Origin of the sequence: Haliea sp., assembly GCF_040221975.1 — a bacterium.
In the GTDB taxonomy this organism is placed as follows: Bacteria; Pseudomonadota; Gammaproteobacteria; order Pseudomonadales; family Halieaceae; genus Haliea.
Genome location: NZ_JAVJWR010000029.1, coordinates 67559 through 90560, shown reverse-complemented (window position 1 = coordinate 90560; position 23002 = coordinate 67559). Strand labels below are relative to the sequence as shown.

The window sequence follows — 23002 nt, the reverse complement described above, 5'->3', positions numbered from 1 at the left end:
AACCGAGGGGGCTGCTGGATACGTTCCCAGCGGCACCATCTTTAAAGGAGCTTATGCCGCTGTAAGGTAACTCGTCGCCATGCTTTCAGCTTCGGCCCACAGAAGTCGCGCCATGTCGCCATTGAACATGTGATGCTCGCCACTCACCCGCACCGGGTTGCAGTCTTCAAAATACGCTCCACTGACACCCTCCAGTGCCGGATGAGTGGCCACGTACACCTGCGTGGCAGCGCCCAGCTCCGGCGTCTTGGCGACAAAACCGCCCAGCAGATCAAAGCCGGTGCGGATCCAGCCCGGTGCCGTGCGCGCAATATTGGTTTGCACCAGACCCGGGTGAATGACATTGGAAGTGACGCCGGAACCCTCCAGGCGCCGCGCCAGTTCCAGGGAAAACAACGCATTGGCGAGCTTCGAGCGGCCGTAAGCCTCCTGCGGGTCAAAGCTGCCCTCGCCACGAAGGTTGTCGAAATCAATGCCCACTGTTGGTGCCTGGGTATAGCCTGAGCGGCTGCCCACATGCACGATGCGGCCGTCACCCGCGGTGCGCATCCCGGGCAAAAGATGGTTTGCCAGTACAAAATGCCCGAGAAAATTCACCGCGAACATCCTTTCGATACCGTTTACAAGTTCCAGCTCGCCAAAGGTGTTGATACCGGCGTTGAGAATCAGCATGTCTAGATTGATATTCATTTCACGCACGGCCCCGACGCAGGCCAGCACAGACTCAAACTCTGACAGCTCCAGCGCCACAGGCACAGTATCGCCAGTCACACTGGCGCAGGCGGCTTCAGCTTTCTCCAGTGTTCGCCCGGTACCAATCACGCGGGCACCGCGCAACGCCAACACACGCATGGTTTCATACCCCAGGCCGGAAGTGCAGCCTGTGACCAGTGCCGTCTGGCCACTCAGATCCAGCCCCTGAGTTACTGCCTCGGCGGTAGAATCCGGGCCGAAGAGCCCGTTCGGCAAAGAAGTGTCTATAGTGACTTCCGACCCGCCACCGCATCCGCTAGCGAGTGGTGCCGCCGCGGCGATTGCACCGAGCTGCAGAAGTTGCCTGCGTCGAAGATGCATAAGTGGCCCCTGAACTATCTAAGTTGACTACCCTTGCTGCCGCGTCGATTCATGCCTGCGCTCTGCACCTCGTCCCCTTCAAGCTCCGACTGACAATTGATGCACAGCTGCACTCCGGGGATGGCCTTGCGCCGAGCCTCTGGAATCGCCAGCCCACACTCTGCACAAACTTTGGCGCTGTCTCCGCTGACCAGTCGTTGCCGGGCGCGTTCGACAGCCTCCTGCAGGCTCGCATCAATCTGGTCCTGTACGGCACCGTCTCGTGACCAGCCGCCTGCCATGATCAGCGTTCCAGCCGCATGGCGAGCAGCAGGTAGAGCGTCTGGACCAGGGGCACGACAATCCAGTCAGGGTGGGGGTAGCGCATGATGAGGAAGATGCCCCAGATTGAGATCATGGTACCGACGTACTGGGGATGAGGCACCACTGAGAAAGGAAATCCGGTCACCCATGGCAGCTGATGGCCGAGCCGGTTGCCGTAGAAAACGCCTGTTTTACCCAGGCGCCAGAACACGCCGAAGTTGAGAATCTGCCCGATCACGAACAGCCCGGAACCGATGACAAACCAGTGCATCGGCGCGCTCGGCAAAGGTGGAAAGCGTCCGTCGAACAGCGACCACCAGGCAACGAATACGCCGATCTGAATGCACTTGAAAACGAGGAACAACCGGTACAACGCCTCTACCGGATCGCGCTTGCCGAAAATCCACCCCCGGCTGCACAGCTGGGTGAAGCCTGCCGGATTACGCCAGATCAGAACGTAGCCGACGCGTTCGATGGCCAATAGCGTTGCGGCAACCAGGGTGGCTATCCAGAGCATGCGAACCTGCCAGTCATGATGAACTATAGTCCGGTTGCAGCGATGAGTTCAAGGGCAAACCCATGCGCGTCTAACCGCCATCAGCCGCCAACCCCTCATCCTCCGGCCCGGGCCAGGCATAATCGTGAGGCGTCGGTCGCCCTTCCGCATCCAGATTGACGAAGACAATGCGATCGATGGAAATGATTGTCTGCAGGGTAATCTTGTTGCGTACCTCTGCGCGCAAGGTCACCGAAGTACGGCCGCAGGCAGTCACTTCGACACCCATCTCGATAATATCTCCCTGGTGCGCCGAACTGACGAAGTTGATCTCGGACATGAACTTGGTCACCAGGTGACGACTGCCGCCTAATTGGCACATGGCGAAGATCACCGCTTCCTCGTCGATCCAGCCAAGCAACTGGCCGCCGAACAGACTGCCATGGGGATTGAGATTTTCCGGTTTGATCCATTTGCGAGAATAAAACTTCATTGATTGGCCTCTCTGGCTTGGTGGTGGCAACCGTCATCTTCGAGCGACGCAGGCTGGTAGACTTGACCGAATCGCGCACCAGTTATGCTATGTTACCCAAAAATGTGCATGAATCAGATAAACTGGGCTACGCGGCAAACACCCGGCAGCGGCAAGGCAATGAAGCAAGCAGCGAGCACACAAGACAATCACTTCCGATGGCAACGCTGGACCCTCATTGCCGCTGGGGCTATTACCGTGCTGGCTTCCCTCTGGTACATCTTTCAGGAGGATCCCGCAAGCCTCCCTGATTTTTCCCGGTTTGACCAGACCAATGAGCTGAAAGAGGCATTTTTTTCCTATCTGGAACCCATTATCAAGAGCCAGAATGACGCTGTGCGCAAGCAGCGGGTCAAGCTTCTGGCAATCACCCGGGCTTTCGAGTCGCACGGTGACATCGGCTTCTACCGGCGTTGGCAGCTCAACCAACTCGCTGAGGCCTACGACGTGCCGGAGGACCTCGACACAGAGACGACGATCAAGACCCTGCTCCGGCGCATAGACATTGTGCCTTTGGAACTGGCAGCGGTGCAGGCCGCCAAGGAATCCGCCTGGGGGCGCTCCCGGTTTGCGACCAGGGCCAACAACCTGTTCGGTCACTGGTGCTTTGATCCCGGTTGCGGCCTGATACCCCGAAACCGGATTGCGGGGCGAAGCCATGAGCTGAAAGCCTATGATTCGGTGAGTGAGGCCATCGCCGGTTACATGCACAATCTCAATACTCACCCCAAATACCTGCAATTTCGCCAACTTCGGGCGCAACTGCGGGAAGCCGAGGAGCGGCTTTCCGGCATCGCCCTGGCCGATGGCCTGCTCTATTACTCGGAGCGCCGGGAGGCCTATGTCCGGGAAGTCAAGGCAATGATCAGACAGTATCGGGAATTTACCAGTGAATTGGAGGACAACGCACAGACATGATGCTTCGGCTTTTGGTTTTCCTGCTGGCCCTCTCCGCTTTCCCGGTCGCGCCTGGTGCCAGCGATCACGGCGTTATACTGCTCTACCACCACGTCAGCGAGTCCACGCCCCCCAGCACCAGCGTGACGCCCGACCGTTTCCGGCAGCACCTGGACTATCTTGCGGATAACGGCTTCAATGTCATCGCTCTCAATGAACTGTTGTCCAGGGGGTTGTCGGGCCAACCCCTGCCCGAGAATGCCGTCGCCATCACCTTCGACGACGCCTATCTGTCGGTGTATACCGAGGCGGCGCCGATGCTTGCCAGCCGCGGCTGGCCCTTCACCCTGTTTCTGGCCAGCCAGCCTCTTGATGACGAGGTGCAAGGCTACATGTCCTGGCGGCAAGCGCAGCAACTGCTGGAGATGGGGGGCGACATCGGCAGCCACTCCCACAGTCATGATTACCTGGCGCGACGACGGGATGGGGAGAACGACGGGCAGTGGCGCCACCGCGTGGAGACGGAAATCGACCAGAACCTGCAGCGGATAGCAGCGGAGCTGAAGGTGGAGGTTTCCGCCTTTGCCTACCCTTTCGGAGAGTATACTCAGGCGCTCAAAAGCATGGTGGAAAGGCGCGGGCTTTACGGCGTCGCCCAGCAGTCAGGTGCGGTCGGCCGCCACACGAATCCGCAACAGATTCCGCGCTTCCCCATGGCCACCGGTCATGGTGATGTTGATCGCCTCAAGCTGGCAGTCAACAGCCAGCCTCTGCCGGTCGTGGCTGAGCACCGCGACAAAACGTCGCTAATGCTCGAACTGGTGGATCCCGGCATCCCCTCTATCAGTTGCTTTTCCGCCGCTGGTGAGAGCATTGCCGTAACGAAGGACAACGAGACCCGCTACCGGGTCGAGTTGCCAGCAACCGAGGCCGGGCGCAACCGGGTCAACTGCACAGCACCTACCGGGACCAATGCGGGAGAATTCTACTGGCATTCCTACCTGTGGCTGGGTGATTGAGGTCAGGGACCTGGTTTGCCAGCGCCAGATTCCGGCATCTGCAACAGCTCCAGGTAAAGCGGAAACTCCGGATGTTCCAGGTAGGCAAACACAGTGTCGGCATTCCAGCGCTTGTACCAGTACGGGGTGTAACCGACGGTCGCAAGCTTTTCAATCCAGGCATCCGTGTCCGTTACCCGGTAACGCAGGTGATGCAGCCCTTCACGGCCGGACTGGATGAACTCGCTGTGAGGACTGGTGCCGTCAAGCCACTGGATCAACTCAATCTCGAGGTCGCCACTGCTGCCGAACGCAATCTTCAGCCTGACATCCTCGCTGTGGCCGCGAAAGTCGGCGGCCTGTACCGAACCGTCCATATAGGTGAACGGGCCGAACACCGGACCAAACTGGCGCGCCCACGTGTCCAGGTCCTTTACCACAAAGCCGATCTGGTCGATGGGCGGCAGGCCCAGGGCCTCAAGCGCGGGATCTTGCGTCATTGTCAGCTCCTTTTGCGACAGTTTCTTGCCGTAGTCTGATCGCATTATGCGCGATTTTCACGCCTATGCCGACCCGCTTTCGCCGCGAGCTGCGCAACCATGTCCTCTGCCGATTCCCGGGTCGCGGATTCAGCGCTGACCTTGTGACAATGCTGCGCTCGTACTGCGGGAATTTTTCAGCGCTTCCTGGTCGACTTCCATGTGAACTCCTTCACTGTGGCAATTGGTGTACGTAGTCGTTGCGATGGTTCCGAGCGGCAGCATTTGTTGCTCTGTGCGGCTTGGAGTTGATGACAGCCTCTACGTTAAATCAGTGGAATTCTTTGCGAGCGCAAACAATCAGCGGTTAGTGGCTTGCCAGCAGTTGCGCCAGGGCGACACCAAGAAAGGCGACCCCGGTGACCGAGATCGCCAGGAGCAGGATGATAACGATCCCGGTCACGGCAAGTACCCACCGACTCTGCTGCTGGACTGAGCGATTGTCACGTTCAAAGCGCTGCAACAACTGGACATTGCGCTGATTGGCCTTGAATACGAAATCAAATAGATCGCCAATAACGGGAACGGCTCCAATAACCGTTTCAATGGCAACATTGCCAGACATCCGCAACAGGATTGCGCCCGGTACGCCCATGCGCCAGGCGCTGAATATCACTACCGAAGACAGGATAGCGCCAAGGGCATCGCCGATTCCCGGAATCAGCCCAATGATGCCATCCAGTCCGATACTGCGGCCGAAGGGGAGACGTATACTACTGTCCAGCAGCCACGCGTAGCGGGCCAAAAGACGGCTCTTGTCACTCTTGCTGCCACTGTGGTTGGTCGTCATGATGTTATCCAAGAGAGCTTCGCAGACACTGGCGCCCACGTCATCGCCGCATGGTTGCCGGGCTCGCACAACTCCATTTCCGTACCCGCTCTGGGCCTTGCGCTGAAAGACCGCTGCGTTACCATCGGGACTGGAAATCCAATGTCAAAGCGTAACCGCGGGCCCACGCGGCAACCATGCGTCGCAGTGGCTGGCAGGCCTGACCGAGGAGACCCCCATGCCCTATGACAAGATCACTGAACTTCCAGATGCGGTCCGGGACCACGTTCCGAAACACGGCCAGAAGATCTATCAGAAGGCCTTCAACAGCGCCTGGGACGAATACAGGGATCCGGACGATCGACGTGGCAGCAGCAGTCGGGAGGAAGCGGCGCACAAAGTTGCCTGGGCTGCGGTGAAGGAGGTCTATACCAAGGGCGATGATGGAAACTGGCACCGCAAGTCGGAGTGACATCGCCCAATGTCGAGCCCGGACCAGGAAGGTCGCCGCCTGGTATTGAAAGGCACAAGCCCGGGCATGGATGGCAGCGCCCCTCCCCGATCCAACTCTCCCCTTCACCGAGACTGTAGCTCGATGAAGTCATCCAGCACCTGATACAGGTACTGGCAGTCCTCGGTGGTCATGGTCGGATGGCAGGGCAGCATGAGCCCATGGCGCATGACCCGCTCCGCGTTGGCATAACCGGCCGGGTCCAGGCGGTAGTTCACCTCCTTCATCATCGGCTGCAGGGCCACGTGGCCAGAGAAGATCACCCGGGTGAAAATGCCCGCTTCTTCGAGATGCACCTGCAGCTTGCGGCGGCTCCAGCCCAGTTCCGGGCGCAGCATCACCGGGTAGCAGATCCAGGTGGTGAAGACATCCCCGGACACGCGCGGCTTGATGAAGTACTCGCTGCGACTGTCCATGTACTCGTCGTGCCGGCGGAAGCGCTCCTGGCGCAGCCGGGTAAACTCGTCCAGCTTGTTCAGCTGCTCGTGGCCGAAAGCGGCGCCGGCCTCGTTCGGAATGAAGCCATAGCCCAGCTCCTCGAAGATGAACATGCCGTCGTACTCGATGTCGCCCAGGTCCTCCAGAAAGCGGCCATCGCTGTCCTGCTGCCGGGAGCCGTACAGGTATTTCTCCGAGGAGCGGCCCCATGCCCGCAGCATCAGGGCCCGGTCCCACAGCGCCGGGTCATTGACCGCCACCAGGCCGCCATTGCCGAGGCAGGTAATGATATGAAAGATCGAAAAGCTGGTGATGCTGATGTCACTGCGAGTGCCAGCGGGGGTACCGCGAAAGGTACCGCCCAGGGTATCGGCGCTGTCTTCGATGATTTTCAGGCCGTGCTTGTCGGCGATGGCCCGCAGCCGGTCCCAGTCGGGCATGCCGCCAACCAGATTCGGTACCAGCATGGCTTTGGTGTTTGCCGTGATCAGCGGCTCAATGCGGTCGATGTTGATCTGGTAGGTGTCGGGCTCCACGTCCACCAGCACCGGAATATGGCCGTTATGCACGATGCTGGAGATGTCGGTGCCAAAGGTCAGGGTCGGGGTCAGGATTTCGGAACCGGGCGGCAGGTCCAGCAGGCGTACTGCCAGCAGCAGCGCCGAGCTGCCCGAGTTGACCATCACCCCGTACTCCTTGCCCAGCAGCCTGGCGCAGCGACTCTCGAAAGTGGAGGTCTGGCCGGCGACCACCATGCTGGTCTCCATCACTTTTACCACCGCGTCGATTTCCTTCTGGTCGAGCATGGCGCCGCCGTAGCGGATCTCTCTCGGGGGTAGTCTCATGTTTTATCCTCTCGACAGTTTGGTGGCAACGCAGATCAGCGCATCAGCGCTCCGCCGTTGATGTTGTAGACCTGACCATTGATCCAGCGCCCCTGCTCCGACAGCAGCAAGGCAACGACCCCCGCAATATCCTCGACCTGCCCGAGACGGGTTCCGGGTATGCGCGCCAGCATGCCGTCCAGCAGAGCCTGCGGCACCTGGCCACTGGCCTGCAATTCCGGCGTGAATACAAACCCTGGCGCCACGCAGTTGGCGGTAATTCCCTCGCGGCCCCAGCGGGAGGCGACGTGACGCATCAGGGCATTGAGGCCACTTTTGGCAGCAGCGTAGGCGGGGCGGGTGTTCTCCCCCACATCCGCGGCACTGGAGCTGGTGTAGACAATCGCCCCCTGGCCACGCTGCAGGAGATGTGGCAATACAGCCCGGGTACACAGCAGATGGCCGCGCAGATTCACCTGCAGGGTACGGTCGAACACCGCCAGGTCTTCCGCCAGGGCATCACTGTCTTCGAAGATGACACGGAGATCCGCAGCGTTGACATGGGCGCCGTCCAGGCCACCCAGGCGGGCAACTGCGAGGCCGACAGCTTCATTGACCGAAGCTTCATCCGCAATATCAACGGGCAGGGCAAAGGCGCTCCCACCCGCCGCGGTGACTTCCTCCGCGACGCTGTTCGCAGCATTGATATTGATGTCCGCCGCGCAGACCTGGGCACCTTCGGCCGCGAGTTGCTTGACGGTCGCGGCACCAATGCCGGTGCCGGAACCGATGACGATGATGGCCTTGTTATTGAGTCGTTCACGCATGGGCCTGATTCTCCAGTGTGGCGGCAGGAATGGGCACTCAGGGCAAACGCCTGATCGCGGGAGGTGAATAATCGCCAGCGAGTACTTCCGGCGCCGGTTCGAAGAAACGCAGGGTCACAAACAACGGCCCGTCGTTCACCGGTAGCCAATTGACATCGCCGGCAACGGGTTGATCCTGCTGCAGCCGCACCACCACCGAGCCGTCAGGGCGTCGCTTCAGGTCGGGCATGCGATCCGTCACCGCATAGCGTCGTTGTGCATTGGGGATCAGGTCAACGGTTCGTGCATCATAGACATTGAGTGCCCAGAAAGCATTGGCTGGCGGCAACCCGGTGGCAGGGAACACGATTTCGTAGCGGTTGCTGCCTACCAACGGCGCACCCGCGGCGTCGGTGAGGGCCGACAAGTAGATCGTCTCCTCGGCTCGATTGCCGAGAAAACCGTGAAACTCGACCATGGCGCGGCGCAGGTAATCGTGACCATAGACGCCATAGGTCTCCTGACCCGGCGTACTCCAGCCAGTCACCGGCGGCGCCGCCAGTGGCGAATCTGCCAGGATGCGATGACCATCCTCGATTGCCCGTTCCAGTCCGCGTCGTATCCCTGCGGGAAGATTCCGCGCCGAAAACTCCGCACCGGGTCCGATGCCGATTTGGTCCAGCTGCGCCATCAGCAGCTCCTCGCCACCGATGCGGGGAGTCTCGCGCAGAAAACGGTTGAGCACCTCGAAAAAGGCCAGCGATGTCAGTGCCGCCCGGTCTGGCAGTGCGAAGTCCGCGGGAGAGCGCTCGGTACCCGTCATGCGGAAGCCGTACATCACCTGTCGCGCCGCTGCCAGGTCATCGGGGCCGTCCACCAGCACCCGTCCCAGCAGATAGGCGTAACGGGTGCGCATGGGCATGATCCTTACGCCCTCAGGCGCTTCGCCACGCCAGTCCGGCCCGACCACGAGAATTTTCTGTGCGCCGGTACCGGTAGTCCGGCGCCCACTGTGCTCTACCTCGGAGTACATGTCCGCGTAGGTCAGCACATAGTAGCGACCGGCCGTATCCGGCGTTTCAATCAATACCGGCTCATCGCTCAGGTCCAGCCAGGCGGTAAAATACAGGGTACTGGTATTCGGCCCCCGTCCCGCATAGAGCCCACCCGGCTCGGCGAGGTTGTCCTGGAAGGCTATCTGGTTGACCGGGGCATAGACACCACCCGGATCCCGATCCGGCGTGATCTGATCGCGCATCACGCGCAGGTAGTCGACCACAGGGTAGCCGTAGAAATAGGCCTGCAGGCCAGACACATAGGCCAGGGCCTGCTGCCGATGCTCGACAATGGCTGCGGGGTCCACCCTGGATGCAGAGGACTCCGCGGCTACCACTGCGCGGCCGCCAGCCCCGGCCAGAACGGCGCAGAGTGCGATGGCACAGAGGTAGCGCATTCGTTTGCCAAATCCAGACCCGGGGGCTGGCTTCAGTTGGCTCACAGGATATCCTCGTCAACGTATTGAGGCGAAACCGTAATCCAGCGGGCCGGTTTACAACAGTGCTGTAGCCGGCAAGTGGTGATCTGGACTAAAGATATAGACCAACACCGGGGCATTTGCAGGTGGCCTTCTTGCCAGCGGCGATCACACGGCCCACGATGGCCACTCAATAAAAAACAGGAGTGAGCGCATGAGCAATCCGGACCACCGCTCTCGGGACCAGCAGCTGGTTAAGGCCTGGGACCAGTTCTGCGACCAGCTCAAGGCCGCCGGGCGCATTCCCTTCCGCGACGGTGTGCCAGCGGGCGATCTCAGCCGCAGCGCCGGCTTCCGCTGCCTGGCCCAGAACATTGGCCTCGGCATGCAATTCTTCCTGGAGAATGATGACCCCCTGCACCCGGAGCTACTCCACTACTTCGACCCGATTCGCAAGCAGGGCGGCGACAATCCCGACGCCGTTTATGTCGGCGCCCCGATCAACGGCACCGACACCTATCGCATACACGGCAACCGGGGCAGCGCCCGCTATTTTGCCGTCACCGCCGTGGAAACCGGCAACACGCCCTGGGGCGGTGGTGTGGCCCACGCCCTGTTTGGCCAGGATCTGCAGGTGGAGCCGGATGGCCGTTTCGAGCTGATCTGCAGTCCCGACCCGCACCCCGGCAACTGGCTGCAGACCTCGCCGGACACCTTTCGCATCACCTTCCGCCAGTTCTTCGCCGACTGGGAAAACGAACGCCCCATGCACGCCAGCATCGACCGTATCAGCGGCGCACCGGCCCCGAAGCCGGTGATGGACCAGGAGCGCCTGGCGCGCGGCCTGGACGCCGTATCCCGCTGGGTCGGCGATTCCCTTACCTATTGGGCAGACATGATCGAGCGCTGGAAGGTGCGCCCGAACACCTTCCTCTCCTACCGCCAACTCGATGACAATGCCATCGACGCCACCCCCGGTGGCGAGCCCCTGATTGCCTACTGGCAGCTGCCCGCGGACGAGGCCATCATCGTCCGCGTGACGCCACCGCAAGCGCACTACTGGGCAGTGGAATTCGGCAACTACTGGTGGTGCTCGATGGACTACCGCAGCATCCTCAGCAATACCAATTGCCACTACGCCCGGATTGAGGACGACGGGGAGCTGATCCTGGTGATTGCCCACGTGGATACCGGCCACGCCAACTGGCTGGATCCCGCCGGATTCCACGAAGGCTATGTCACCGTGCGCTGGATGCAGGCCGACCACTACCCATTGCCCCAGGCTACCCAGGTCAAGCTGGCGGAGCTCGACCGGCACCTGCCCGCCAACGCAAAGAAAGTGACCCCCGCGGAGCGCTGTGAGCAAATCGCCGCCCGCCGCCGCGGCGTGATTCAGCGCTTCGGCGTCTAGCAGGAGGACACAACATGGATCTGCAACTGCAAGGCAAGACCGCCGTCATCACCGGCGGCAGCGGCGGCATCGGCCGCGGCCTGGTACTGGAATTTGCCCGCGAAGGGCTGAATGTGGTCAGCGCGTCACGGGACGTCGCCACCGGTGCAAAGCTCACCGCGGAAGCCGCGGCAATGGGCCTGCCCGGGGAGGTGCTGGCGGTACAGACCGACGTCACCGACCGCGCCAGCGTGGACGCCATGGTGGCACGCGCCAATGCCGAGTTCGGGCCGGTCGATGTGCTGGTCAACAATGCCGGCGGCGTCGCCCACCCCTCCGACTTCGAAAATCTCGACGCCGAAGCGCGGCGCTGGGAAATCGCCCTCAACGTGGACGGAGTGGTGAACTGCTGCCAGGCGGTGGCCGGGAACATGCTCTCGCGCCAGACCGGCAGCATCATCAACATCTCCTCCAACTCCTCCCTGCTCGGCGAGGCGGCGGCCAACGTCGTGCACTACGGTGGCGTCAAGGGTTTCGTCAACAGTTTCAGCAAGGGCCTGGCCTGGGAGTGGGCGGGCAAGGGTGTGCGAGTGAACAATATCTGCCCGGGCTGGATCGTGCCCCATGACGAGCAGGATGTGGGTGAGGGCAGTTTCTGGAACCGTTTTGGCTTCGACACCATGGGCAAGCCCGAGGATATGGAAAAGGCCCTGCGGGAAGGCACGCTCTACAACATGAGCGGCCTGCCCATCCCGCGCCTGGGGCGCCCGGAAGACATCGCCTGGCTGGCCCTGTTCCTGGCCTCGGAACGTTCCGGCTACATCACCGGCCAGCTGATCTCGGTCAGCGGCGGCGCCTGGATGCCATGAACAGCAGCTGGACACCACCACCGCGACCCGCCTGGGTGCAGCAGGTGATCGACGAGGGCCGGCACATGGACATCCGCAGCCTCGTGCCCCTGCAGGCCGGGGAACTGATGGCCACGGCGCGGCGCAACACCGGCTTCCACGACTTCGGCAGCGACGAGTGGCTGGAAGGTTTTCACATCTTCCTCAAGGCCCTGGACGAGGAAGCCAACCTGCACCTGCTGGGCCGCCTGATGACCCGCTCCGATATCCTGCGCTGGCTGGAGGCACGGCTGGGCATTGAGGCCGCCTACGCCGAACACCCGGAAATCGACGACGAGGTCATCCAGCAGCCGGTCATCGTCACCGGCCTGCCCCGCGCCGGCACCTCCATCCTGTTCGAGCTGCTGGCACAGGACCGCCAGTTCGGCTCGCCGCGCAACTGGGAAATGATGTTTCCCTGTCCGCCTCCGGAAACCGCGAGCTACCACAGTGACCCCCACATCGAACGCTGCCAGCACCTGGTGACCCAGTGGAGCCGGGTAGTGCCGACCTACGCCGCCATGCACGAGATGGGGGCCGAGATCCCCAACGAGTGCATCGTCGCCATGAGCTGCACCTTCCTGACCGAGAACCTGCCCGGCCAGTACCAGATTCCCAGCTACAATGCCTGGTACTACCAGCAGGACCTGGGCTATGCGTACCGCTACTACAAGCGCATGCTCAAGCTGCTGCAGTGGCGTAACCCGCGCCGGCACTGGCTGCTCAAGGCGCCCTCCCACCTGGGCAACCTGCCGGTGCTGTTCGATACCTTCCCCGATGCCCGGGTGGTCATCACCCACCGCGACCCCATCGTCGCCCAGGCTTCAGTCACCAACCTGCTGGGGACACTGTACTGGATGCGCAGCAGCCAGCCCTTCGACGCTGGCGCCTTTGAAAACCTGATGACGCCAGAAGCGGGGGCCGCGCGGCTCAACGGTGTCGTTGACCTGCTGCAGACAGGCGCAGTGCCAGGGACACAGATACACAATTTTCTCTACGCACAGCTTGTGGAGCAGCCGCTGGAGGCGCTGCAGGCGCTGTATCGGGAGATGGGGCTCACACTGGAGCCTGCCACTCTGAAGGCCATGCAGGACTACCTGCAGCAAAAGCCCCAGGGCAAGTTCGGTCGGCACCAGTACAGCATCGGTGAGCGGGAAGAGAACGCTCGCAAGCGCCTGCTGTTCCAGCGCTACCAGAATTACTTTCAGGTCCCCGACGAGGTGTAGAAAACCATGGCTTTTGTCTGCGTCAAGTACGAATGCCGCGCCCCCGCGGAAACCACGAAGCTGTCCATGGCCGACATGTACGACCTGGCCCTGGAGCAGATCGCCTGGATCGATGCCCAGGGTTATCCGGTCACCATCAACTTCTGCGAGCACCACGGCAGTGACGACGGCTATCTGCCCAGCCCCAGCGTGCTCGCCGCCGCCGCGGCCCGGATTACCCGCAATGTGCGCCTGCAGGTGAATGTGCTGGTGCCCTTCAGCGATCCCCTGCGGGTAGCAGAAGATGTGGCGGTACTGGATCACCTGAGTCGCGGCCGCGCCGAGGTGCTGCTGCTCGGCGGTTACGTCAGCTCGGAGATGGCGATGTTCGGCGTCGACCCGAAGCAGCGCGGCGCCCTGATGGACGAGGGGGTCCAGACCCTGAAGCAGGCCTGGAGCGGGCAGACCTTCGAATTCCGCGGGCGCAGCGCGCGCATAACCCCGCGGCCACTGCAAACTCCGCATCCGCCCATCTTTATGGGGGGCAGCGCGGCACCGGCGGCACGCCGCGCCGCCCGTGAAGGCGACGGCTTTATTGCCGGCATGCCGCATCTCAATGAAATCTATGTGGCCGAGTGCGGGAAGCTGGGCAAGACTCCGCGTTTCCAGGCGGAGATGGCGCACTCATTTCTCTACGTCTCCGAGACCCCGGAACAGGACTGGCGGCGCCTGGCGCCCTGCGCCCTGTATGAAACCAACTGCTATGCCCGCTGGCAGAGCAGCACCGACCTGGACATGCTGTTCAGCAGTGCGATGGATGCAGACGCACTCAAGGCCCTGGGCACCTACCAGGTGGTGCGCCCGGAAACTGTACTGGAAAAGGCGCCATCACTGGCACCGAACGACGCCTATGTCCTGCACCCATTGGTGGGCGGGCTGGACCCGGACACCAGCTGGCGCACCCTGCGCAATTTTTTCGACAAGGTGGCACCGAAGGTGGCGATCAACCCGCTATAACAAGGATAACTGGTCATGCACACAATTGATCTGACAGGAAAAGTGGCACTGGTCACTGGCGGCAGCCGCGGGCTGGGCAAGGCCATGAGCCTGGGGCTTGCGGACGCCGGCGCCGACGTCATTGTCGTCAGCCGCCGGCTGGAAAGTTGCGAGGCGGTGGCGCAGGAGATCCGCGGCAAGGGTCGCAAGGCACTGGCGCTCTCTGCCCATATGGGGCGCACCGATGATCTGGACGCAGTCATCAACAATGCTTACGACACTTTCGGCCATGTCGACATACTGATCAACAACGCCGGCATGAATCCAGTGATCGGGGAACTGTCCGAACTGGAGGTGGATCTGTTCCAGAAACTGTTCGACGTCAACACCAAGGGCCCCTGGTACCTGGCCTCACGGATGGCGCCACGAATGGCGGAACACGGCGGTGGCTCGGTCATCAATGTCATCTCCGTGGGCGGACTCAAGCCTTCGGCGCTGACGGGGTTCTACGCCGCCACCAAGGCCGCACTGGATGCCCTGACCAAAGTCATGGCAGCCGAATGGGCCGACAAGGGCATTCGCGTCAACAGCCTGGCACCTGGCAGTTACCACTCCGACCTGTTTGACAGCGCAGCCACTATTCCCGGCTACCTGGAGGGCGCCATCAACGCCAGTCTGCAGAAGCGGGTGGCGGAGACAGACGAGATCATCGGCCCGGTACTGTATCTGGCGAGTGACCTGTCGAGCTATACCACAGGCCATACACTGGTCAGCGACGGCGGCTATATGGTGCTCTGACAGCGGAGCTTGTCCTGTCCGGGTTCGACTGCCGCTACCGCTCTCTCCACTGCCTGCCGCAACAGGCTCCCGATTCAATCCGTCGCTATGGTGCATGCCGCCAGCTGCCTGCTAAACTCATGCGCTGGTTTCACAACGCCGCGGGGCACACCACGAATGAACACGCACACCCTGTCGCGTCAGACTCTTTTTGACACGCTCCACCGCAGCGCCCGCCGCCACCCCGAGAAACTCGCTCTGCGCCAGGGTGCACGCGACCTGAGCTATCGCGAATTCCGGGACCTGTGTCTGAGCGTTGCCGGCAGCCTTGCGCACATGGGAATACAACCCGGGGACCGGGTGGCCATTCTCTCCCGCAACTCCATCGACTTCGCCGCGGTGCGTTACGCTGTCGCCGCCGTCGGTGCCATTCTGGTGCCGGTCAACTTCATGCTCAATGTGCGCGAGACTGCCTACATTCTCGGACACTCCGGTGCTCGCCTGCTGTGCGTCGGTGCAACCGAAGGTGACAAGGCAGTGGCGGCCGCAGCAGAATGTCCGGACATCGAGCAACTGGTTTGGCTGGCAGGCGGAAATGCCAGCGACACCCCTGCGGGCATGATTCCGTTCGGCGATCTGTGCAGCGGCGGCCACTACACCGACAATCCCGGCATTGATGCCAATGCCCCCGCACAGATCATCTACACCAGCGGCACCGAATCGGCTCCCAAGGGTGCGGTTCTGAGCCACGCCGCCATCCTCTGGCAATACAGCGCCTGCCTGATCGACGCGGAGATCGCCGAAGAGGACACCACCCTGCACGCCCTGCCCCTGTTCCACTGCGCCCAGCTCGATTGTTTCCTCGGGCCTGCGATCAAGGCCGGCGGCCGCAACATCATCACCGATGACAACACACCGGCCAACCTGCTGCGCCTGCTGGCGGACGAGCAGGTGAGTTCATTCTTCGCCCCGCCCACGGTGTGGATCTCGCTGCTGCGCAGTGAACACTTTGACCAGTTCGACCTCAGCGCCCTGAGCAAGGGCTACTACGGCGCCTCCATCATGCCGGTCGAGGTCATGAAAGAGATTCACAGCCGTCTGCCCGATATCCGCCTCTGGAACCTGTACGGGCAGACCGAGATGGCGCCCATGGCCACCATCCTCAAGCCCGCCGATCAGCTGCGCAAGGCTGGATCCGCGGGCCGCCCGGCGCTGAATACGGAGACCCGGGTGGTCGACGACGAGGGCCGCGAGGTAGCCGTGGGCGAGATCGGTGAAGTCGTGCACCGCTCCCCCCAACTGCTCACCGAATATTATCGCGACCCGGAGCGCACAGCAGCCGCTTTTGAGGGCGGCTGGTTCCACAGCGGCGACCTCGGGGTCATGGATAGTGAAGGCTATCTGACCATCGTTGATCGCAAAAAGGACATGATCAAGACCGGCGGTGAAAACGTTTCCAGCCGCGAAGTGGAAGAAGTGATCTACCAGCTCCCGGAAGTGTCGGAGGTAGCGGTTATCGGCCTGCCCCACCCGCGCTGGATGGAGGCCATGACTGCGGTGATAGTCGCCAGGGACGGCTGTGAGGTAAATCCTGACTCCGTCATGGAATACTGTGCGGCGCAGCTGGGCGGCTTCAAGGTGCCCAAGGCCGTGCTGGTGGTCGACAACCTGCCACGCAATCCCTCAGGCAAGATCCTCAAGCGCAATCTGCGAGAAGCCTTCGCTGACACCTTCGCGACAGCGACGAGCCAGCGCGGCGACAACTGACGACAGCAGTATTCAGCAAAAGCTAACTGCCCGCACTGACAGCTGCGTAGTCCTGCATCGCCGCCGCGAGCATAAAGTCCCGGTCAGTGATGCCACCCGCGTCGTGAGTGGTCAGCTCCACCTTGACACGGTTGTAGACATTGCACCACTCGGGATGATGGTCCAGTTGCTCTGCCCGCAGGGCGCAGCGGGTCATGAAGGCAAAAGCGGCGTTGAAATCCGGAAAACGGAACTCGCGCGCCAGCTTGTCGGCCCGCAGTTCCCAGCCGGGCAGCTCTCCAAGGCGCTCGCGAACCTCCGCACTGGTCATGGCTGTCAGTGGCATACTTGTCTCTCCCATGAATGGTCACATTGACAAGCTGTTTCCGGTCCAGAAAAGCTGCGCCGGACTCCAGCCAATGGCACAATAAACGCTGCGCACCCGGAAGTAAAAAGTTGCCACTTCGCAAACCGCGCCAGAATATAAGGAATCGCCATGAAATCTGTCTGCCTGCTCTCTCGCCGCCCCGACTCGACCCGACAGGCTTTCCGCGACTACTATGAAACCGGCCATTCGCGACTGGGCAGTCGCTATTTTCCGTTCAGCAAATATGTGCGCAACCACGTGCTGGCATCCGCCCCCGAGGTGGATTTTGATGTCATCACCGAATTTTTCTTCGACGAAGGGGTGGATATCGCCGGCGTGCACAGTGGTCGCGTGCGCGAGATTCTGGACGAGGATGAGCGCCGGTTCATGGACCAGAGCCTGATTCGTCCCGCGGGCGCCGAGGAAATACTGCTCTCGGGCAGCCCGCGTGATATTGCCCCGACGGGAACACGGCGGCAAATGCTGATGCTGAGCGGCAGCGGAGATGCCACCGCATTTCGTGACGCCGTGAACAGCTGGGGCGAGGAACTGGCGGCTGCTCACGACCGTCTGCTCCGTGTCACTGTCGACTACGCCCAGTCCTTCGCGCCGGAGGGCGAGGGCCGGTTTCCCTGCGACGCGGTACTGAGCCTCTGGTTGCCGGAAAGCGGCAGTGCACTGAGCGGGCTGACGCCGCCGGCGGCGGTCGAGATGCGGGCCGACGTGCTGACCGAAGTCTGCGAAAGCACGCCGGAATTGCTGCAGGAACTGTACGACCCCGACACTTTCTAGCAAGGAACGCCGCTGCCGGATGCTTGGGCCAGCCTGACTTCTCAACCCAGCGGCTGCACAAACTTCGCGGCAAAGCTTTCCATGAACCGCTTCTTGGCATCCAGTGAGGAGCGAGTACCGAGGGCAAAGGAGAAAGGCAGATTGACGCCGGCGGTCATGCCCTGCTCGCGCAGCCGCTTGAAGGTATCCAGGTCGGGACTGGTGGTAAGACCAACGATGGTCTCGAAAGGCTCTGACTCACGCCCCGCCTCGCGGCGATACTGCTGCAGCCTGGCCATGATGGCGGGCACCTCGTCCGGCGCGTTGCCCGCACCCAGCCAGCCCTCACCGCGAAACGCGGCGCGCCTGAGCGCTGCGTCGTTGGCGCCACCCACATAGATCGGTAGCTGCCGCGATGGCGCCGGCTCGATGCACAGGCGGGGAAAGGTGTAGTGCGGCCCCTGGTGCTCAACCATGCCGCCTTGCCACAGTTTGCGCAGCACCGCGATCATCTCGTCCATGCGCTTGCCACGGCCGCTGAATTCCACGCCGTAAATATCGAACTCGTCCTTCATCCAGCCCGCGCCAATGCCCAGCGCAAAGCGGTTGTCACTGAAGATCGCCAGTGAACCGGCCGCCTTGGCGACCTCAAACGGATTACGCAGCGGCAGCACATACACCGATGTCGACAGGCGCAGCCGGGTCGTCGCGGCCGCCATGAAGGCGATGCTGACCCAGCAATCCGGGTAAGGTGAATCCGCGGTCATCGGCGGTTTGCCGTCCCCGGAATAGGGATAAGGTGCGTTGACGGTCTCGGGAAATACCGCATGGTCGGCATTCAGAACGCCTTCGAAACCCAGCTCCTCGGCGAATTGCGCTACCGCTACCAGTTGCTCTGGCTCGCACCAGGCCAGGGATTGCCAGAATTTCATCAGTTCAACTCCTTGAATCGTGCCGGGAACTTTCGCGGGCCGGGTGCTTTGCAATAGCCTGCCATCTGTTCAACGCTTGCATTACACTGCAAGCTGCAGCGCAATGCCAGTTGCACACTGTCCGCGGACAGGAACTGCAGGCTCGAAATCAATAACTTGAACTGAAGCAGCCCATGTCCAACGCCATCCGTATTGACGACCTCGCCCATCCCCGGCTGACAGATGTCCAGCGTGCCGCAATGGCCTACGGGGAACAGCAGCAGATCGATTTCAGCGAGGCGGCAGTGCTGGCCGCCGCCCGCCAGCGCACCGGGCTGACGGATTTCGGCCCGGAAGACTTTCGTGAACGTCTGCGACTGCTGTTGGGCGAGTGGGGGAATGACCCGGACATGACCGGCAGTCAGCGAGCGAACCTGTTTGGCTACCTGGTCCGCTATGCCAGCAACCGCCTGTTGATTCAGGACCAGTGGCAGCGGCATCCCGGCATTCTCGAGCAGGAAATCCGCCAACCCCTTATCGTCGCCGGCCTGCCGCGCTCCGGTACTACCCATCTGCTCAATCTGCTGGCCGCCGACACCCGGTTCCGGTCCCTGCCGCTGTGGGAATCCTACGAGCCGGTGCCCCTGCCCGGCGAAACGCTGGCGCCCGATGGCGTGGATCCGCGCTACCGGCGCTGCGAGGAAGCGTGGCAGGGCATGCAGCAGGTCACTCCGCTGCTGGCGGCGATGCACCCGATGCATCCGGATCACATCCACGAAGAGCTGGAACTGATGGGACCGGACTTTGCGTCCTACAACTTCGAGTGGCTCGCCCCCAGCCCGCGCTGGCGCGACCACTACTACCAGCACGACCAGACACCCCACTACCAGTACATGCGCGATGTTCTCAAACTGCTGCAGTGGAGTCGGGGGCCGGACCGCTGGGTGCTGAAGTGCCCGCAGCACCTGGAGCAGTTGCCGGTACTGCGGACCGTGTTCCCGGATGCCACCTGTGTCATCACCCACCGCGACCCGGTGGCGGTCATCCAGTCCGCGGTGACCATGCTCGCCTATGGCTACCGCATGAGCCGCAAGCGCATTGATACCCGGGCCATTGTCGAGTACTGGAGTGATCGCGTGGAGCACCTGCTGCGCGCCTGCGTACGCGACCGGCAGTGTTTTCCGGCACAACAGAGCATCGACATACTGTTCCACGAATTCATGGCGGACGACATGGCCACGGTGGAACTGATCTACGCGACTGCGGGCGTCGAACTGACGGCAACTACCCGGGCGCAGATGCAGGCTTTCGTCGACGCGCACCCCCGCGGCAAGGAGGGCAAGATGGTCTACGACCTGAAGGGCGACTTCGGGGTCGATCCGGCGGCGCTGCGGGAACGTTTCAGCTTCTATTTTGAACAGTTCCCGATACGCGCGGAGCACAGTTGAGTACGAGTATTCTCTGGCCCATCACACCAACCCAGATATCCTGCAAACAAGGAAACCCGCCTGTGTATAAGTCCATCGCCCTGCTGAAGTGCAAGCCGGGCCTCTCTCGCGAGGCCTTCATCGACTACTATGAAAGCCGTCACGTGCCGTTGATCCGCAGCCTGCTGCCGCAGGTCTGTGGCTATCGGCGCAACTTTATTCGTCCCGAGGGCGCCTTTATCAACGAGGCTGCTGCGGAACGGGACTTCGACGTCATCACTGAAATCTGGTTTGCCAACCGGGCCGCCTACGACGCCGCCATGGCACTGAGTGCGCAACCGGACATCGGTGGGCGCATTGCCGAGGACGAGGAAAACTTCCTGGATCGCTCGCACACCCGCATGTTCGTAGTCGATGAGCACATCTCGGACTGCAACTGAACACACGGACCGCGCCGTCCTGCGCAGGCCGTGGTTACATCCACAGGGAGGCAGGCAAACGTGACTGCAGAGGAACCGCTACAGGGCTGCTGGCTGTTGCACGCCTATGAGCTGCAGCAATCCGACGGCAGCGTCGTACACCCCATGGGCGAGCAACCCGACGGCCTGCTCTTCTATAGCCCGGGTGGCCACATGTCCGTGCATCTCATGCAACCCGGGGCGAAGCCACCGGCGCCGGAGCAACTGCCCCCCGGCTTGAGCGCCGATCTCGCCGTGTCCTATGCCTGCTACAGCAGCTATTTCGGCCGCTACACTGTAGACAGTAAACAGGCCATCATCACCCACCGCCTCCGCGGCGCCTCCATGCTGGCCTGGGCCGGCAGCGAGTTCCCCCGCCACTACCAGCTGGAGGGCGAGCGACTGACTCTGTCCGCGGCCGTGAATGAGCAGGGCAGCCGCGCGGTGTTGGTATGGCAGCGGGAAAAATGAGGTGAGGTACCTGTGAGCGAAGTCCACATCCTGGACGAGATCGTCCTGCAGCCCGATAACATCGCTACGGTGTTGCAGATGCTGGAGGACCAGTACCTCCCCGGACTCCCTTCCCGCCACACGCTGTCGCTGTCCCGGCGCTGGGTTTCCCCGCCGGTGCAGCTTGAGGGACAGGCCAATACCCTGTGGCTGCTCTGGGAGGTCGTCGATGTGATGGGCTACTACACGATGCGGGGCACCGCCGGACCCGAGGTGGCCGCCTTCTGGGAAGCGGTTGACAAACTCTGCCTGCAACGCCGGCGCCATGTCATGACTGATGCGGGAAAGCCGTTGGCCAGACCGCTGGAGGCCCCATGAGCACAGTTGCAACAGCACAGATAAGCGTGCGACCGGAAGCAGACATGGAAGCCACCGAACAGGCCCTGCGCCAGCAACTGGACAATACGCCCGGGCTTGCGGACTGGCATTGTGGCCGCAATCTTGAAGGATGCTGGGGCGCGGGAGAATTCACCGTGGATATGATCTGGCGGGAATCCGTTCCAGCTGTGGCACCCGGCTTCACCGAGCTGCCGGGTATTGCTGGTGCCGATGTTGCGCACTATGAACCTGTCGCCTGCGGCCTGAGGGAAGCGGGACTGCGCCGCGGCATCTGGCGCACTCTGATGCTGACCCTTCGTGAAGGCACGGCTGCGGCGGAGGTGGCGGCATTCGAGCAAGAGCTGCTGGGCATGCCCGGCTACATGGGTGGCATCCGCAATTGGCGCCTGGGGCGGGTAGTCAGCCCGGGATCACGCTGGACCCATGTCTGGCAGCAGGAATACACGGCCATCGATGACCTGATGGGCGAGTACCTGCTGCATCCCTACCACTGGGGCTGGGTTGATCGGCGCTTTGACCCGGAATTCCCCGAGGTGTGGGTCGTGGAAACCCACCTGTGCCACGCTTTCTGCCCGCTGCAGAGCAGCATCATCGGCCGCAGCTGAACAGGCGTGCAACATGGACGCAGCTGCCCCACCGGACACAACCTGATACTTGGCCCCGGCAGGCATCCCGCCGCAACAAACAACAAATTGCGTCAGCCCACGCCCAGTCCTGTCAGTACCTCGGGAGGCAGCGCCGGATCGGCGAGTGCCGCCAGGTGACGGGCCCGGTTACTGGCAAACTCCAGGGTCGTTTCCGGGTGGGTCGAGACCCAGAACTTGCCCGCTGCGATCTGCGGCAGGATCCGCTCTGCAGCTTCGTAGCCGGTAATGCCATCCGACTTCAGCATGTTGCGCATGATCTCGCGATGCCGGGCGTTGACCGGATCCTGGCCTGTTTTCGAGTCCTCGAAGATCCGTGTCGCCACCGGCCCGGGCAGGATGGCCGAGACATGGATGGGCGCCTGCTTCACCTGCATCTCCAGAAACAGACACTCGCTGAAAGAGAGAATGGCGTGTTTGCTGAGCACGTAGGAAGTCTGGATGGGCATGATGCCCAGGCCGCCGATAGAGGACGTGTTGGCAATCCAGGCGCGCTTGCCGGCCTCCAGCATGCGTGGCACAAACGCCCGCACCCCATGAATGGCACCGTGAATATTGATGTTGAGGGTCTTTTCCCACAGGGCCGCGGGCAGCTCCCAGACATAGCCCAGCGTTTCAATACCGGCATTGTTGACCAGCAGGGTGACATCGCCAAAAGATTCATGGGTCACAGCGGCGAGGCGATCCAGGGCTTCCGGGTCGGAAACGTCAGTGTGCACCGCCAGTGCCTCGGCGCCACCGGCGCGGATTTCCTCCGCCACCTGCTCGGCGCGATCCAGCGCCACATCCGCCAACACCACCCGCATACCCTGCCGGGCCGCGAGCCGGGCGAGCCCTTCCCCTATGCCGGAACCGGCACCGGTAATGACCGCGACACCACCCCTGAAAACCGCCATCTCCTGCCCCATACGGG

27 protein-coding genes are annotated in these 23002 nt (G+C 62.1%); 15 read left to right on the top strand and 12 right to left on the bottom strand.

The window, feature by feature from the left end; all coding sequences use genetic code 11:
• Positions 1–51 precede the first annotated feature (51 nt).
• The 4 genes from RLO07_RS12370 to RLO07_RS12355 all read right to left on the bottom strand — a co-directional run bounded on the left by RLO07_RS12370 (position 52) and on the right by RLO07_RS12355 (position 2366).
• Positions 52–969: an SDR family NAD(P)-dependent oxidoreductase gene (locus RLO07_RS12370; protein WP_462292466.1), complete on the bottom strand. Its 918-nt coding sequence runs from the start codon at positions 967–969 to the stop codon at positions 52–54.
• 119 nt (positions 970–1088) lie between these two features.
• Complete coding sequence (locus RLO07_RS12365; protein ID WP_462292465.1) at positions 1089–1355, bottom strand: DksA/TraR family C4-type zinc finger protein; 267 nt, start codon at positions 1353–1355, stop codon at positions 1089–1091.
• Between the two features lie 2 nt (positions 1356–1357).
• Positions 1358–1894 carry a methyltransferase gene (locus tag RLO07_RS12360; RefSeq protein ID WP_462292464.1) on the bottom strand — a complete coding sequence of 179 codons (537 nt, stop codon included), beginning with the start codon at positions 1892–1894 and terminating at the stop codon, positions 1358–1360.
• 70 nt (positions 1895–1964) lie between these two features.
• Positions 1965–2366, bottom strand: a complete 402-nt coding sequence (locus RLO07_RS12355) for an acyl-CoA thioesterase (RefSeq protein ID WP_462292463.1) — start codon at positions 2364–2366, stop codon at positions 1965–1967.
• Between the two features lie 237 nt (positions 2367–2603).
• Here RLO07_RS12355 and RLO07_RS12350 point away from each other — a divergent pair, with 237 nt between their 5' ends.
• Complete coding sequence (locus tag RLO07_RS12350; protein ID WP_462292462.1) at positions 2604–3323, top strand: glucosaminidase domain-containing protein; 720 nt, start codon at positions 2604–2606, stop codon at positions 3321–3323.
• Positions 3320–4321, top strand: a complete 1002-nt coding sequence (locus tag RLO07_RS12345) for a polysaccharide deacetylase family protein (protein WP_462292461.1) — start codon at positions 3320–3322, stop codon at positions 4319–4321. The genes RLO07_RS12350 and RLO07_RS12345 overlap by 4 nt, the downstream gene beginning before the upstream one ends.
• A gap of 2 nt (positions 4322–4323) precedes the next feature.
• Here the strand turns inward: RLO07_RS12345 and RLO07_RS12340 are convergent, their stop codons facing one another.
• Positions 4324–4800: a VOC family protein gene (locus RLO07_RS12340; RefSeq protein WP_462292460.1), complete on the bottom strand. Its 477-nt coding sequence runs from the start codon at positions 4798–4800 to the stop codon at positions 4324–4326.
• 346 nt (positions 4801–5146) lie between these two features.
• A complete protein-coding gene (locus tag RLO07_RS12335) occupies positions 5147–5629 on the bottom strand; it encodes a DUF4112 domain-containing protein (RefSeq protein WP_462292459.1) in 483 nt (160 codons plus the stop codon).
• Positions 5630–5846: 217 nt separating this feature from the next.
• Here RLO07_RS12335 and RLO07_RS12330 point away from each other — a divergent pair, with 217 nt between their 5' ends.
• On the top strand, positions 5847–6080 hold the full coding sequence (locus RLO07_RS12330; protein WP_462292458.1) for a ChaB family protein: 234 nt from the start codon (positions 5847–5849) through the stop codon (positions 6078–6080).
• Between the two features lie 104 nt (positions 6081–6184).
• Here the strand turns inward: RLO07_RS12330 and RLO07_RS12325 are convergent, their stop codons facing one another.
• From RLO07_RS12325 to RLO07_RS12315, 3 genes are read right to left on the bottom strand one after another with little or no spacing between them, the layout of a single operon-like run.
• Positions 6185–7402, bottom strand: coding sequence for a DegT/DnrJ/EryC1/StrS family aminotransferase (locus tag RLO07_RS12325; protein ID WP_462292457.1), 1218 nt, complete (start codon positions 7400–7402; stop codon positions 6185–6187).
• A 35-nt stretch (positions 7403–7437) separates the two neighbouring features.
• Positions 7438–8208 carry an SDR family NAD(P)-dependent oxidoreductase gene (locus RLO07_RS12320; RefSeq protein WP_462292456.1) on the bottom strand — a complete coding sequence of 257 codons (771 nt, stop codon included), beginning with the start codon at positions 8206–8208 and terminating at the stop codon, positions 7438–7440.
• A gap of 37 nt (positions 8209–8245) precedes the next feature.
• Positions 8246–9640 carry a DUF1254 domain-containing protein gene (locus tag RLO07_RS12315; RefSeq protein ID WP_462292455.1) on the bottom strand — a complete coding sequence of 465 codons (1395 nt, stop codon included), beginning with the start codon at positions 9638–9640 and terminating at the stop codon, positions 8246–8248.
• A 235-nt stretch (positions 9641–9875) separates the two neighbouring features.
• Here RLO07_RS12315 and RLO07_RS12310 point away from each other — a divergent pair, with 235 nt between their 5' ends.
• From RLO07_RS12310 to RLO07_RS12285, 6 genes are all read left to right on the top strand, one after another.
• Positions 9876–11072 carry a DUF1214 domain-containing protein gene (locus RLO07_RS12310; RefSeq protein ID WP_462292454.1) on the top strand — a complete coding sequence of 399 codons (1197 nt, stop codon included), beginning with the start codon at positions 9876–9878 and terminating at the stop codon, positions 11070–11072.
• A gap of 14 nt (positions 11073–11086) precedes the next feature.
• Entirely contained in the window at positions 11087–11920 is an 834-nt protein-coding gene (locus RLO07_RS12305) for an SDR family NAD(P)-dependent oxidoreductase (protein ID WP_462292453.1), read from the top strand.
• A complete protein-coding gene (locus tag RLO07_RS12300) occupies positions 11917–13164 on the top strand; it encodes a sulfotransferase family protein (RefSeq protein ID WP_462292452.1) in 1248 nt (415 codons plus the stop codon). Before RLO07_RS12305 ends, RLO07_RS12300 begins: the two co-directional genes overlap by 4 nt.
• A 6-nt stretch (positions 13165–13170) precedes the next feature.
• Positions 13171–14160: an LLM class flavin-dependent oxidoreductase gene (locus tag RLO07_RS12295; protein WP_462292451.1), complete on the top strand. Its 990-nt coding sequence runs from the start codon at positions 13171–13173 to the stop codon at positions 14158–14160.
• Positions 14161–14175: 15 nt separating this feature from the next.
• The gene (locus tag RLO07_RS12290; RefSeq protein ID WP_462292450.1) at positions 14176–14937 is read left to right on the top strand and encodes an SDR family NAD(P)-dependent oxidoreductase; all 762 of its coding nucleotides are present in this window, start codon (positions 14176–14178) and stop codon (positions 14935–14937) included.
• 156 nt (positions 14938–15093) lie between these two features.
• On the top strand, positions 15094–16683 hold the full coding sequence (locus RLO07_RS12285; protein WP_462292449.1) for a fatty acyl-CoA synthetase: 1590 nt from the start codon (positions 15094–15096) through the stop codon (positions 16681–16683).
• 22 nt (positions 16684–16705) lie between these two features.
• On the opposite strand, the gene RLO07_RS12280 is transcribed toward RLO07_RS12285, so the two are convergent.
• On the bottom strand, positions 16706–17008 hold the full coding sequence (locus RLO07_RS12280; RefSeq protein ID WP_462292448.1) for a 4a-hydroxytetrahydrobiopterin dehydratase: 303 nt from the start codon (positions 17006–17008) through the stop codon (positions 16706–16708).
• A 150-nt stretch (positions 17009–17158) separates the two neighbouring features.
• Here RLO07_RS12280 and RLO07_RS12275 point away from each other — a divergent pair, with 150 nt between their 5' ends.
• The gene (locus RLO07_RS12275; protein WP_462292447.1) at positions 17159–17821 is read left to right on the top strand and encodes an EthD domain-containing protein; all 663 of its coding nucleotides are present in this window, start codon (positions 17159–17161) and stop codon (positions 17819–17821) included.
• A 41-nt stretch (positions 17822–17862) separates the two neighbouring features.
• Here RLO07_RS12275 and RLO07_RS12270 read toward each other — a convergent pair whose 3' ends face one another.
• A complete protein-coding gene (locus RLO07_RS12270; RefSeq protein WP_462292446.1) occupies positions 17863–18732 on the bottom strand; it encodes an LLM class F420-dependent oxidoreductase in 870 nt (289 codons plus the stop codon).
• Between the two features lie 173 nt (positions 18733–18905).
• Between RLO07_RS12270 and RLO07_RS12265 the strand changes: the two genes are divergently transcribed.
• The 5 genes from RLO07_RS12265 (at position 18906) to RLO07_RS12245 (ending at position 22050) form a co-directional block, all read left to right on the top strand.
• The gene (locus tag RLO07_RS12265) at positions 18906–20159 is read left to right on the top strand and encodes a sulfotransferase family protein (RefSeq protein ID WP_462292445.1); all 1254 of its coding nucleotides are present in this window, start codon (positions 18906–18908) and stop codon (positions 20157–20159) included.
• 62 nt (positions 20160–20221) lie between these two features.
• Positions 20222–20578 carry an EthD domain-containing protein gene (locus tag RLO07_RS12260; protein WP_462292444.1) on the top strand — a complete coding sequence of 119 codons (357 nt, stop codon included), beginning with the start codon at positions 20222–20224 and terminating at the stop codon, positions 20576–20578.
• 60 nt (positions 20579–20638) lie between these two features.
• Positions 20639–21067 (top strand): lipocalin-like domain-containing protein, encoded by a 429-nt coding sequence (locus RLO07_RS12255; RefSeq protein ID WP_462292443.1) that lies wholly within the window; start codon positions 20639–20641, stop codon positions 21065–21067.
• A 12-nt stretch (positions 21068–21079) separates the two neighbouring features.
• Positions 21080–21424 (top strand): hypothetical protein, encoded by a 345-nt coding sequence (locus RLO07_RS12250; RefSeq protein ID WP_462292442.1) that lies wholly within the window; start codon positions 21080–21082, stop codon positions 21422–21424.
• Positions 21421–22050, top strand: coding sequence for a Dabb family protein (locus tag RLO07_RS12245; RefSeq protein ID WP_462292441.1), 630 nt, complete (start codon positions 21421–21423; stop codon positions 22048–22050). Before RLO07_RS12250 ends, RLO07_RS12245 begins: the two co-directional genes overlap by 4 nt.
• 92 nt (positions 22051–22142) lie before the next feature.
• Here RLO07_RS12245 and RLO07_RS12240 read toward each other — a convergent pair whose 3' ends face one another.
• A complete protein-coding gene (locus tag RLO07_RS12240; protein ID WP_462292440.1) occupies positions 22143–22985 on the bottom strand; it encodes an SDR family NAD(P)-dependent oxidoreductase in 843 nt (280 codons plus the stop codon).
• Positions 22986–23002: the final 17 nt, after the last annotated feature.